Annotated in this window: 10 protein-coding genes; 9 read left to right on the top strand and 1 reads right to left on the bottom strand. The window is 54.8% G+C overall.

Annotated features, from left to right (window positions below):
* Positions 1–73: 73 nt before the first annotated feature.
* The 8 genes from dctP to DCS96_RS08620 all read left to right on the top strand — a co-directional run bounded on the left by dctP (position 74) and on the right by DCS96_RS08620 (position 10,908).
* The gene (gene dctP, locus DCS96_RS08655; protein WP_232818207.1) at positions 74–1,108 is read left to right on the top strand and encodes a TRAP transporter substrate-binding protein DctP; all 1,035 of its coding nucleotides are present in this window, start codon (positions 74–76) and stop codon (positions 1,106–1,108) included.
* 59 nt (positions 1,109–1,167) lie between these two features.
* Positions 1,168–1,689 carry a TRAP transporter small permease gene (locus tag DCS96_RS08650; protein ID WP_116473885.1) on the top strand — a complete coding sequence of 174 codons (522 nt, stop codon included), beginning with the start codon at positions 1,168–1,170 and terminating at the stop codon, positions 1,687–1,689.
* On the top strand, positions 1,689–2,975 hold the full coding sequence (locus tag DCS96_RS08645) for a TRAP transporter large permease (protein WP_116473884.1): 1,287 nt from the start codon (positions 1,689–1,691) through the stop codon (positions 2,973–2,975). Before DCS96_RS08650 ends, DCS96_RS08645 begins: the two co-directional genes overlap by 1 nt.
* Positions 2,976–3,220: 245 nt before the next feature.
* A complete protein-coding gene (locus DCS96_RS08640; protein WP_116473883.1) occupies positions 3,221–3,913 on the top strand; it encodes an isochorismatase family protein in 693 nt (230 codons plus the stop codon).
* An 84-nt stretch (positions 3,914–3,997) separates the two neighbouring features.
* A complete protein-coding gene (locus DCS96_RS08635) occupies positions 3,998–6,091 on the top strand; it encodes a hydantoinase/oxoprolinase family protein (RefSeq protein WP_116473882.1) in 2,094 nt (697 codons plus the stop codon).
* A 13-nt stretch (positions 6,092–6,104) separates the two neighbouring features.
* Positions 6,105–7,877 carry a hydantoinase B/oxoprolinase family protein gene (locus DCS96_RS08630; protein ID WP_116474577.1) on the top strand — a complete coding sequence of 591 codons (1,773 nt, stop codon included), beginning with the start codon at positions 6,105–6,107 and terminating at the stop codon, positions 7,875–7,877.
* An 83-nt stretch (positions 7,878–7,960) separates the two neighbouring features.
* The gene (locus tag DCS96_RS08625) at positions 7,961–9,451 is read left to right on the top strand and encodes an NCS1 family transporter (protein WP_116473881.1); all 1,491 of its coding nucleotides are present in this window, start codon (positions 7,961–7,963) and stop codon (positions 9,449–9,451) included.
* Between the two features lie 245 nt (positions 9,452–9,696).
* Positions 9,697–10,908, top strand: a complete 1,212-nt coding sequence (locus tag DCS96_RS08620) for a beta-ketoacyl synthase N-terminal-like domain-containing protein (RefSeq protein WP_116473880.1) — start codon at positions 9,697–9,699, stop codon at positions 10,906–10,908.
* 36 nt (positions 10,909–10,944) lie between these two features.
* Here DCS96_RS08620 and DCS96_RS08615 read toward each other — a convergent pair whose 3' ends face one another.
* Positions 10,945–11,844: a LysR family transcriptional regulator gene (locus tag DCS96_RS08615; protein ID WP_232818255.1), complete on the bottom strand. Its 900-nt coding sequence runs from the start codon at positions 11,842–11,844 to the stop codon at positions 10,945–10,947.
* 278 nt (positions 11,845–12,122) lie between these two features.
* Here DCS96_RS08615 and DCS96_RS08610 point away from each other — a divergent pair.
* Positions 12,123–12,706: isochorismatase family protein (locus DCS96_RS08610; protein WP_116473878.1), on the top strand; the 584-nt coding region annotated here is incomplete at its 3' end.

Raw genomic sequence — 12,706 nt, 5'->3', positions numbered from 1 at the left:
GAAGAGTAAAACACGATTAACGTCAGGAATGGTTTTCCTGGCGTTAATTCAGCTGGGTATATAGGGATATATGATGATGAAAGCAGATAAGTTAACTTTTGGAAAGATAGCAGTCACCGCCTCCATGGCGGCGTTATTGTTTGTCAGCCCGATGACCATGGCCGCCACTAAAGTCCTCAAGTTTCACAGCGGTTATGCCGAATCCAGGCCGGAAGCCGGATATCTGAATGAATTTGCCAAAGAGGTGGAGCAACTGTCTAACGGCGATCTGAAGGTGGACGTGTTCCATGCGGCATCACTGGGCCTGAACGAGCCGGATCTGCTGCGTATCCTGCAACGGGGCTCGGTAGATATGGCGTTGCTCTATGGTGAGTACTATACCCGGGATGCCCCCGAACTGGCCGCTGTCTATGCCCAGGGCGCCATTACCCAACCGAAACAGCACCTGGAAATCCTGCCGACCATCCGCGATATCTATGAAAAGGGGTATGCCAAATGGAACATCAAGACCATAGGCGGCATTGTTTCTCCGGTGTTCAGCGTCGGACTGCACTGCAAGGAACCGCTCAACAGCCTTGAACAGCTGAAGAAAAAGAAGGTCAGGGTCTGGTCGGCCCAGCTGGTCGATGCCTTCGGCAAGCTGGATATTTCCGCCCAGGTGATCCCCCAGAACGATATGTATATGGCGTTGCAAACGGGTGTGGTTGATTGTGCCTACTATTTGTCGACCGTGGCCGAGACCGTTTCTTTGCATGAAGTCACCAAATATGAAGCCTACCTGCATCCCTGGGCGGCGGTGCCTGCGCTGTTCGGGATCAGCGAGCGCAGCTGGAAGTCCCTGAGTGCCGAGCATCAGCAGGTACTGCAACAGGCCGGAGAGCACCTGTGGCAGAGAACCCGCGATGCGGCGGTTGATCCCCAGCGCGAGGCCGATGCCAGGGCCAATCGGCAGGCGCTGGGAGTGACCATGCTCGATGACTTCTCGCAACTGGATGTGGAACAGTTCCAGCAGGCGGCGTTCGAGGCATGGAAAGCCATTGCCGAGCGCGCCGGGGAAGATGGCGAGCAGATCTATCAAACCGTCACGGCCAAGTTGGCCAGTTTGTAATTTGCATAGAGCGGGCGGCGTGCTGCTGCCCGCACTGTCTTTCGCCAGGAGGGTGAATAATGTATTTTTTAGCCAAGTTGATAGACAGGTTGTCATATGGTCTGTTTCTTATCGGAGTAGCTGGCGGCATAGTGATGACCTTTATGGTTTTTGCCAGCACCCTGTTGAGGTATGTGTTTGATAAACCGGTCCATTTTTCCAATGAATTAGCAGGCCTGCTGTTCTTTTCGCTGACCTTTCTGACCATTCCCCATGTCATGAACTGCGGCAGACATATCCGCATCGATCTGGTTACCCGCTGCCTGCACCCGTTGGTGGCGAGGCTGACCGAGGTGTTTGCCAGCCTGGTACTCATTTTGTTTTCGGCCATCATCATCTATGAATCATGGGATTTCATGATCTTTTCCTACGAGATCGATTCCCGCTCGGATATCAGCGGCTTGCTGCTCTGGCCCTGGATGGTACTGATGCCCCTGTCATTTGTCCTGTGCATCCTGGTGCAGCTGCGCCATGGTTTGAAAAATCCAGTGGTAAAGAAAGACCCGGATCAGGGTGATGTTAACTCAGTGGAGATAGCGTAATGAGCTGGATGGTGTTGAGTTCGGGGCTGCTGGTGCTGCTGAGCAGCGGCGCCCTGCTGGGGGCGGCTTTGGGGCTGGTGGGGCTGGTACTACTGTATTTTCAGGGCGGTGGAGCCACCTCGCTGGCAATCAATTCTGCCTGGTATCTGCTGACAGGTTTTTCACTGACCGCCGTGCCCCTGTTTATTTTTCTGGGGGATATACTGCTGGCCAGCGGTGTATCCACCCGTGTCTATAACGGTCTGACCCCCCTGTTCCGACGCATTCCGGGCCAGTTGTTGCACACCAATATTGCCGTATGCACCCTGTTCAGTGCGGTCAGCGGTTCCAGCTCGGCCACGGCGGCGGCTATTGGCTCCATCGGTTACCCGGAACTGAAACAGCGTGGCTATTCGCCGAGCATGGTGGTAGGCACCCTGGCGGCCGGCGGTACCCTGGGGCTGTTGATCCCCCCCAGCCTGGCGTTGATCATCTATGGTGCGACTCAGCATGTCTCTATCGGCAAGCTGTTTCTGGCAGGTATATTGCCTGGGCTGATGATCTCGGCGGCTTTTTTCGGCTGGATCATTATCCGCTCGAAAATTGGCAGTGCTGTGGTGCCACACGACAAAGAAGCTATGGACTGGGCCGAGGTGCGTCGGGGATTAGGGCAAATCTGGCCGCTACCCATCCTGATATTCTTTGTGCTGGGCACCATCTACATGGGCATAGCGACGCCCACCGAAGCGGCATCGCTGGGGGTTGTGGCCAGTATCGTGCTGGGCTTTACCTGGGGAGATCTGACGTTCGGCAAGCTGTGGGCCGCATTCAAGAATGCCACCATCATGTTCAGCGCCATTGCCTTTATCATGTTGGGCACGGCGATTCTGTCCCAGGCGGTGAGCATGCTGGCGTTGCCGAGGGAGGCGGTGTTGGCGATATCATCGCTCGGTTTTGGTCCCTATGGGATCCTGCTGATGATAGTACTGGTCTATATCGTACTGGGCTGTTTCTTTGACGGTATCTCGTTGTTGCTGATGACACTACCCATCACCTTTCCGATGGTGATGAGCCTGGGCTTTGATCCTATCTGGTTCGGGGTGATAGTGACCCTGCTGATGGAGATTGGCATGATCACGCCACCGGTCGGGCTCAACCTGTTTGTACTGACCTCGATCACCAAAAACGAGGTCAACCTCACCGAGGCGGCCTGGGCATCGCTGCCCTACTGGCTGATCCTGCTGGGGGCGGTGGGGCTCTATACCCTGTTTCCCAGCCTGGTGCTCTGGTTGCCCGGTTTTATGTGACCCTGACGCACTGCTTATTTTTTACCGTAAAAACAACAGGCCGGCTCAATGCCGGCCTGTTGTTTTTATTGCCGGTACAGCCGGTTTTATTATTCCACCCTGGTTATCAATATGTTTAAAAAGTGAATTGGATGTTAATTATTGAGGCCGTTAATATTGCTTTTGCCATCGGATAAAACGGCAGCAAGAAACTGCCGGCGCATTCGACATTTACTCAACACAGAACATGAAAACGGAGAATTAATATGTCCCAGGATTTAATGAGCATGCTGAACCAGGCCTTCGATGAAGCCACCACCCTGTATCAAAACAATGGCTTTCAGCGCCGGGTCGGTTTCGGCAAGAAGCCGGCACTGATCAGCGTCGATCTGGCCAATGCCTGGACCCGTCCCGGCAACCCCTTTACCTGCGACAAGGTTGACGATGAAATCATCCCCGGCATGCAGCGCCTGCTGGAAGCCTTCCGTGCCAATGATCTGCCGGTGGTACATGTGACCACCTGTTACCAAGTGACCGACCGCAGCAACCCCAATACCGACATGGGTCTATGGCACAACAAGATCCCGGTGGATTTTTGCGCCCAGGATAACGAAGAGCTGTGGGCCATCGACTCCCGTATCGCCCCTATCGAGGGTGAGCAGGTACTTATCAAGAAGCACGCCAGCTCGTTCCAGGGCACCTACCTGGCCGGCTTCCTGCGTGCCGCCGGGGTAGACACAGTGCTGGTGACCGGGGTGACAGCCTCGGCCTGCGTGCGTACCACCATCTGTGATGCCATGGCCGAAGGCTTCCGCCCGATCGCGGTGAAGGAATGTATCGGCGACCGTATTCCGGGTGCCGTGGCCTGGAACCTGTTTGATATCGACGCCAAGTTCGGCGATGTGGAGTCGGTGGACACCTGTGTGGAATATCTGAACAAGCTGGGTCAGCAAAAATAATGAAATCATAAACAGCTCGGTGAAAGGCGGGGCAACAATCAGATGCCTTTCACCGACTCCTCTAATGGATGGAAGGAGAACTGCATGGCACGTATTGGCGTAGATGTGGGCGGTACCAATACCGACTTAATACTCGAAACAACGGCAAAAGATTCGATAGGAAAGGGAATATTCGAGCACAAGGTACCCAGTACCACAGAGGATCAGTCCATCGCGGTGATGCGCGGTATCCTGGAAATATGTGAAAAAGCGGGTCTGGACAAAAACGAAATAGATTTGATAGTGCACGGCACCACAGTGGCAACCAATATCTCCATCGAGAAAAACGGAGCCGAGGTGGGTATGCTGACCACCAAGGGGTTCAGGGATATATTGCATATCGGCAGACACAAGCGTCCCCATAACTTCTCGTTGCATTTCGATGTCCCCTGGCAATCCGATCCCCTGGTCAAGCGCCGCAACCGAATTGCCATCAACGAACGTATCCTTCCCCCCCACGGCGAAATTGAAGTCCCCCTCGATGAGCAGGAAGTCAGGGAGGCGGTTGCCACCCTCAAGTCTCGCGGCGTACAGGCGGTGATTATCGGTTTCCTCTATTCCTTCCTGAACCGTGAGCATGAGCAGAAAGCCAAGGACATCGTCCAGGAAATGATGCCGGGCGCCTTTGTGTGCTGCTCCAGTGAAGTGGTCGATGTGATGCGCGAGTACGAGCGTTTCTCCACCACCGCCATGAATGCCTATGTAGGACCCAGCACCTCTCACTACCTGACTCACCTGTCCAGCCAGTTGCGCGAGCATGGCATTACCGCCGACCTGCGGATCATGCAGTCCAACGGCGGCGTGGCCACGGTGGAAAGCTGCTGCGAGCGGCCGGTCAATATCCTGATGTCGGGCCCGGCGGGCGGGGTGATCGGCGGCCACCACTTTGCCCAGCTCGATGGCGAGCAGAATATTATCACCGTCGATATCGGCGGTACTTCGGCGGATATTTCCACCCTGTCCGATGGTCAGATCAAGATCATGAATCCAAGGGACTCCTATGTGGCTGGCTATCCGGTGATGGTGCCGATGATCGACCTGATCACCATAGGTGCGGGCGGCGGTTCCATCGCCTATGTGGATGAGGCCGGCGGCTTTCAGGTTGGCCCCCGCTCGGCGGGCTCCAATCCCGGACCGGCCTGCTATAACAGGGGCGGCACCGAGCCGGCGGTAACCGATGCCAATATCGTGCTGGGCCGGCTCGATCCGGACCAGATGCTGGGCGGCGATCTGAACCTGGATCCTTCGTTGTCGGCCAAGGCGATCAAGGAAAAAATCGCCGATCCCCTGGGGCTGAGCGTGAAAGATGCGGCTCTGGGTATACTGAAAATCGTTAATAACAACATGGCCCTGGCTATTCGTTCCAACTCCGTCGCCCGGGGCGTGGATCCGCGCGACTTCGTGCTGATGCCGTTCGGGGGCGCGGGTCCGGTCCATGGGCCGGCACTGGCCGACGAGGTCAATGCCAAGGCGGTATTTGTACCCCCTGCGCCGGGTATTACCGCGGCGGCCGGGCTGCTGACCACCAACCTGCAATACGAAGCCACCCGTTCGCTGTTGTGCGATCTGGACACTATCTCTGAACAGAGTCTGTCCCGCCTGCGTGACTACCTGGGGCTGCTGGAAGAGGAAATCCGGCAGAAACTGCGGGATGACGGCGTCGAGCCGCAGGACATGGTACTGACCCGGCTGGCGGAATGCCGCTACTACGGTCAGGGATTTGAGCTGAGGGCGACCATTCCTGCAGGGGAAGTGACGCGCGACAGCCTGCAGGCCGTTATCGATAACTTCCATCAGTCTCACGAAACCGATTATGGCTACTGTTTCAAGGATGCGGTGGTGGAGCTGGTAACCCTGAGGGTGATCGGCAATGCCGAATCGAGCAAGCTGGACTGGCCGCTGTCCGAGGAGGCCGGTGCCGATGATCTGGCCAAGGCCTTCATGTACGAGCGGCCGACCGTGTTTGATGACGGTCAGGAATGCATGACCCCGCGCTATAACCGCAAGGCCCTGAAGGCCGGGCAGCGGGTACCGGGACCGGCATTGCTGATGCAGCACGACTCTACCTCCCTGGTGCCTCCGGGCTGGAATGCCAGGATCTCGAAGTACGGCAATCTCTTTATTTCCAAGGATCAGTGAGAGGATGATTGATATGAACCAGACACAGGTAGATCCCATTACGCTGCAGGTGATCAATGGCGCCCTGAAAACCATTGCGGAAGAGATGGGCCACATTCTCTATCGCATGTCCTTTTCTTCCATCATCCGCGAATCCCAGGATCTGGGAGCAGGGCTGTTTGATACCAATTTTCAGACCATCTGCGAGTCTGAATCCACCCCCATGCATATCGGCTCCATTCCCGCCTATCTGAGGGGAATAGAGCAGACCCTGCAGGGCGGGGAATGGCACGAAGGGGATGTGGTTATTCATAACCACCCCTATTATGGCTCCAGTCATTCGCCGGATCTGGCGGTGATCATTCCCATCTTCTACGAAGGCGAGCTGGTGGGCTTTTCCGGCAATACCGCCCACCATATCGACATCGGCGCCGCCACCCCCGGGCTGATTATCGATGTGGGTGATGTCTATGCCGAAGGCATGCTGCTGGCGGGGGTCAAGCTCTATGAAAAGGGTGTCCGCAACGAAGCCCTGGCGCAGATGATCACCTTCAACAGCCGGGCTTCGACCCAGCTGATCCGCGATATCGAAGCCCAGGTGGCCTCCGCCCAGCTCGGGGTCAAGCGCTTCAAGGAGCTGTTGGCCCGCTACGGCAGGGACATGACCTTCAGTGCGGTGGATCAGCTGATCGATTATTCCGAGAGCATACTCCGGCAGAAGATCAGAGAAGTACCCAACGGCGAGTACAGAGCCGAAGGTTTCCTCGACGATGACGGCCGTAACCGGGAACAACGGCTGCCGATAGTGGTCACCGTCAAGGTAGAAGATGACAACATTACTGTGGATCTGACCGGCTCGGCACCGCAGACCCCCACTGCCTATAATGTGCCATTCGAAGGCTCCTGCAAGGTGGCTGCCTACGCCGCCTTCCGCAAGCTGCTGCTGGATAGCCACACCATAGACACGCCTGTGCCCTCGAACGAAGGTTCTTTCCGGCCGATCAAGGTGGTAGCGCCGGAAGGCTCCATCTTCAATCCGATTTTTCCGGCGGCGGCCGAGGCCCGCTTTACCCAGTGCAACCGGATGATCGATCTGATCATTAAGGCGTTGACCCCGGTGCTGCCGGAGAAGGTGATTGCCGGCAGCTCGGCCTCGATTTCCTTTGCCTCCTATTCGGGCATGAAGGACGACGGCGATTACTGGGTGTTCCTGGAGGTGAACGAGGGTGCCTACGGCGGCCGACCCCAGTCCGATGGTCCCGATTGTATCGATAACCTGATGGCCAATACCCGCAATAACCCGATTGAAGATCTGGGCATGCATTTGCCGATGATCTGCGACCGTTACGAGCTGCGTGATGATGTGATGCCCGGGGCCGGCAAATACCGGGGCGGCATCGGGGTGGTCAAATCCCAGCGGGTACTGACTCCCGGCTTTATCACCCATGAGAGTGAGCGCCACTACGATGTGCCCTGGGGCATCTTCGGCGGCAAAGACGGTGTGGTCGGTAAAACCGAAATCTACAACTACGCCAGCCCAGAGCAGGTGACCCAGATGCCGTCCAAGTTTTCCGGCCATGCCACCCGGGCCGGTGATGTGATGGCTTATTACTCACCCTGTGGTGGGGGCTATGGCAACCCCCTGGAGCGGCCGGCAGCACAGGTCCGGGAAGACGTGTTGGACGACTTCTGCACCCTGGATCATGCCTTCGAGATCTACGGGGTGGTGCTGGATGAGCAACTGGAGGTCGATGTGGTGGCCACCCTCAATCGACGGGAAATCCTGAGCAGCACTGCCGCCGAATAACATCGGTGTTGGTCAGGTATTCGTGTGTCAATGGGGCGGGCTTATCCGCCCCATTTTCTTAGCTTTATACTAAGGACGGTATTATGAGTGTTAATGAACAGCTGGCGGATACAACGCCTAGCACAGCGGGTCGGAAAGCCAATCACCTGCTGGAGGAATCTATTCTTCCGGTCAACCTGCAACAAAGGCCGATCACCGCCTGGGGCTTTGTCTGGATCTGGGTAGGTATCGCGGTGATTATCGCCACCTTCCAGCTGGGTGCCAACGGCGTCACCGGGCTGCCGTTATTTCAGGTGATCGCCACCATATTGATTGCCAATGTGATCCTGGCCCTGCTGATGACCCTGACTGCCGATATCGGCACCGAGCATGGGTTGTCGTTTTCTGTCTATTTAAGGGCGCCTTTCGGCGTATATGGCACCCATATTCCCTCTATTTTCCGGGGGCTGATCGCGGCGGTCTGGTTCGGCATCCAGACCTACCTGGGTGCCCTGGCCCTGAACGGCATCATAGAGTACCTGACCGGGTTTTCGAACTGGCCCATCTGGTATCTGGTATTCGCCCTGGTGCAGATTGCCAATACCTCGCTGGGCATCAAGTCGGTGGAGCGTTTGGCTGCCATAGCGGCACCGGCGATACTGGCGATTTCGGTATGGATGTATTTCACCCTGGACGTGCTGGCCCAGACCAAGGGCGTGAATATCTGGACCTTTGTCGGCACCATGGATGTCTCCATCCTCACCCTGTTTCTGGCCAATGTGGCCTTCTGGTCGACCCTGGCCATCGATATTCCCAACATCACCCGTTTTGTAAAAACTCAGGCCGGGGCGAAGAGCTTTATTGCCAGAAACCGGAATATCTTCCTGGCACAGTTGGTGGCCCTGCCCATGACCCAGGCCTGGATCGCGCTGATCGGTGCCGTTTCCTTTATTGCCGCCGGCGACTGGAACCCGATCACCGTTATTCAGGGACAAAGTGAAGGGGTACGGCTGGTGGTGTTGCTGGTGCTGGTGATCCTGGCCCAGTGGTCGACCAACAATGCCGCCAACCTGATCCCTGCTTCGCTGGCCTTTGTCAATGCCGGTGCACCCTATATCAAGTATCCGATGGCGGTCTTTATCGCGGGTGTGGTGGGTACCTTGTCCATGCCCTGGGCGATCCTCGATAATCTGTTCGCATTTTTATTTTCATATGGATCTTTTCTGTCGGCCATCGGTGGCATCATGATCGCCGATTACTTCCTGATCCGTAAGCGCCGGCTGAATGTCCCCGAACTCTATTCCACTAGCGGTCAGTTCTATTATTTTAAAGGTGTTAATCCGGCAGGTCTGATTGCCTGGCTATCGGCGGGGGGATTGGCTTTTTACTCCGGTGAGTGGGCCTTCGTGGTCGGGCTGGTATTCGGTATGGGCATTTATTTCATCCTAATGAAAGGCTGGGTAATGAAGCGATATCCGCAAAAGGAATTAGATGTAGAAAATGAAGACGATTATCTGGCCACAAGTGCGGCAATAAGTTGGAATTATGACTCCAGCTCAGGTTCGTTCAGTCGTGCCCAAACAGATCATGATTAATGATGGCGAATAACAGCGCGGCGTAAGCAGAAATCTATATCAACTGCTACCAATGTATTTTCTGCGTTTTACCTGGTGGATGGGCTCAGCCTGTTCATCGGGTTTTTTATTATTGCCTTACCGGTTTAGATTGATGTTTATATTCAATTAATTGAAATTTTTAGATGTGATAGGGTAATTGGGTAAAACGATATTAATGATTTTATTGACGTTAATAAGCTGCTTTTAAACCAGAGGTTACCAATATGCGTCGTGTTGTTGTTACAGGGATAGGTGTCATTTCGAGTCTTGGCAATACACTGGACGATGTGACAACCTCATTAAAAAACGGGTATTCCGGCATAGATATCAACCCGGCTTACCGGGAAGCAGGCTTGCGCTGTCATGTCTCGGGCATGCTTCAGGCTGACTTCGAGCAGATTAACCGTAAACACCGGCGCTTTATGGGCGATGCTTCTGCCTATGCCTACCTGGCGATGCAGGACGCTATCCGTGATGCGGCTCTGACCGACGAGCATGTATCTCATCCTCGCACCGGCTGCGTGCTCGGGTCGGGGGGCGGATCCAGCAAAGATATAGTGGAAGCGAACCGGCTGCTGGCCAGCGGTGGCGTGAAGAAGGTCGGCCCCTACCGGGTACCCAGAACCATGACCAGCACAGTGGCCGCTTGTATCTCCAGCTTTTTCAATATCAAGGGGCTGAACTATTCTATTTCTTCAGCCTGTGCAACCAGTGCCCATTGTATCGGTCATGCCTACGAGCAGATCCAGTTCGGCAAACAGGATGTGATTTTTGCCGGCGGAGCCGAAGCGGAAGATGTTAGCCAGAGCTGCATGTTCGATGCCATGGGGGCATTTTCAACCGGCTACAATGATAACCCTACCCGGGCGAGTCGCCCCTATGACAGGGATCGGGATGGCTTTGTAATCAGTGGTGGCGCCGGAGTATTGGTTCTGGAAGAGCTGGAACATGCGCTGAAACGTGGTGCTCGTATCTATGGTGAAATCATCGGATATGGCACTTCGTCCGATGGTCAGGATATGGTGTCTCCTTCGGGAGAGGGGGCCTTCCGGGCCATGCGGATGGCACTGGAAACCAGTCCTTACCCGGTGGATTATCTTAATACGCACGGCACCAGCACTCAGGCGGGGGATCTGGTAGAAATTGAAGCCGCGAGGGACGCTTTTTGTGGATATCTGCCGCCGTTTAGTTCCACCAAGGCGTTGAGCGGCCATGCGTTGGGGGCTGCCGGTGTGCATGAAGCGATTTATTCCCTGATGATGATCAAAGAAGGGTTTTTGGCCGCGTCCCACCATATTGAAAATATGGATGAGTCGCTTGCTGATGAGCCGATTATCACGACCACCCGGTATGATGAGGATGTGAACTGTGTAATGTCGAACAGCTTCGGGTTTGGTGGTGCCAATGCCTGTTTGATCTTTTCTCGTTTGGCGTAACATTGAAGGTGCGGGCCGGATTGGCCCGTGTCCGCGCTATACAATAAGCTGTTCTTCCTGCAGGTGCTTAATAAAGTGGGCAAAGCTGGGGCTGATATAAGATGAGTTCCATGCAGCAACTGTTTCTATCTGATTTTCATCTCCTGTAAGGGGAATGATATGGATATCTTCCCGTTTGAATTTTTTAACGCACTCTGAGTAGATGGAGATGCCCATATTGGCTGCGACCAGGCCGAATATTCCTGTGCTGGTGCTGGCTTCCTGCACTATATTCGGCGTAAATCCAGCCTTCTGACAGCTCCTAAAAAAGGAGGTTCTGAATTCCTTCCAGCTGCTTTCTGCCCCCAGGATAAACTTTTCATCTTTTAATTCTTCCATTCTGAGACTTTTTTTATGGGAAAGCGGGTGTCTGGTGGGCAAGATAACAACCAGTCTTTCTACCGCCGATGAATGTGTTTCAATGCCAGGCAGGTTGAGTGGACCAATCAAGAAGCCCACATCAATACGACAATCCTGCAGCGCCTTGTGCTGCTCATGGGATGGCATATGGCTGAGTTCAATAGAAATATTAGGGTGTTTTTCCTTGAACTGTTCCAGGATCTCGGGCAATACGCCATTGATGGAAAAGTCATTGTAGGCCACGGAAATATGGCCAATATCCCCTTGGGATGCGCACTGGGCGAGGTGGACTCCTCGCTCGAAGAGCCTGAAAGCATCCTGACATTCAGCCAGGAACAGCCTACCGGCTTCGGTCAGGGTGACCTGGCGGGTCGTTCTCGAGAGTAGTTCCACCCCGATTGCCTCTTCCAATCCCTTGATCAGACGACTCAGTGCCGGCTGGGTGATAAACAGGCTATCGGCCGCTTTCTTGAAATGTAACGACTCGGCCACCGCGATGAAGGCCCTGACGTGGCGCAGATCGAATCTTAAATTCATGCTCACTAGTGCATCAATCCATTGTAAATAGTAAGAAATAAACAATAAATGCTATGGCAGGGGCTGTAAAGAGGGGAGGTGTGATTTATGCCGAGAGGTACGGTAGTAGTATAACCAGTATTTATTGTTGTATTCTAGGTTATTAATTTCTTATAAATATGAATTAGACGTTATTAGTTTGGTTGCTTAAGGTAGGCGTTGTCGGCAGACAAAGGGCACAGGAATGAGCGAGTTTGTCTGTCCAATTCCCGATATCAAGCAACCGCTGGAGAATGATAATGTCAAAAGATTTGATGAGCATGTTGAACCAGGCCTTCGACGAAGCCACCACCCTGTACCAGAACAACGGCTTTCAGCGCCGGGTCGGTTTCGGCAAGAAGCCGGCACTGATCAGCGTCGATCTGGCCAATGCCTGGACCCGTCCCGGCAACCCCTTTACCTGCGACAAGGTTGACGATGAAATCATCCCCGGCATGCAGCGCCTGCTGGAAGCCTTCCGTGCCAATGATCTGCCGGTGGTACATGTGACCACCTGTTACCAAGTGACCGACCGCAGCAACCCCAATACCGACATGGGTCTATGGCACAACAAGATCCCGGTGGATTTTTGCGCCCAGGATAACGAAGAGCTGTGGGCCATCGACTCCCGTATCGCCCCTATCGAGGGTGAGCAGGTACTTATCAAGAAGCACGCCAGCTCGTTCCAGGGCACCTACCTGGCCGGCTTCCTGCGTGCCGCCGGGGTAGACACAGTGCTGGTGACCGGGGTGACAGCCTCGGCCTGCGTGCGTACCACCATCTGTGATGCCATGGCCGAAGGCTTCCGCCCGATCGCGGTGAAGGAATGTATCGGCGACCGTAT

The organism is Zobellella maritima (assembly GCF_003075035.1).
Lineage (GTDB): Bacteria > Pseudomonadota > Gammaproteobacteria > Enterobacterales > Aeromonadaceae > Oceanimonas > Oceanimonas maritima.
The sequence above is the reverse complement of the archived record's forward strand: the minus strand, read 5'-3'. Positions and strand labels throughout refer to the sequence as shown.

Coding starts and splice junctions, on each gene's coding strand:
- DCS96_RS08635 (WP_116473882.1), top strand. CDS start 3,998: ATGGCACGTATTGGCGTAGATGTGGGCGGTACCAATACCGACTTAATA.
- dctP (WP_232818207.1), top strand. CDS start 74: ATGATGAAAGCAGATAAGTTAACTTTTGGAAAGATAGCAGTCACCGCC.
- DCS96_RS08650 (WP_116473885.1), top strand. CDS start 1,168: ATGTATTTTTTAGCCAAGTTGATAGACAGGTTGTCATATGGTCTGTTT.
- DCS96_RS08615 (WP_232818255.1), bottom strand. CDS start 11,844: ATGAATTTAAGATTCGATCTGCGCCACGTCAGGGCCTTCATCGCGGTG.
- DCS96_RS08625 (WP_116473881.1), top strand. CDS start 7,961: ATGAGTGTTAATGAACAGCTGGCGGATACAACGCCTAGCACAGCGGGT.
- DCS96_RS08645 (WP_116473884.1), top strand. CDS start 1,689: ATGAGCTGGATGGTGTTGAGTTCGGGGCTGCTGGTGCTGCTGAGCAGC.
- DCS96_RS08640 (WP_116473883.1), top strand. CDS start 3,221: ATGTCCCAGGATTTAATGAGCATGCTGAACCAGGCCTTCGATGAAGCC.
- DCS96_RS08630 (WP_116474577.1), top strand. CDS start 6,105: ATGAACCAGACACAGGTAGATCCCATTACGCTGCAGGTGATCAATGGC.
- DCS96_RS08620 (WP_116473880.1), top strand. CDS start 9,697: ATGCGTCGTGTTGTTGTTACAGGGATAGGTGTCATTTCGAGTCTTGGC.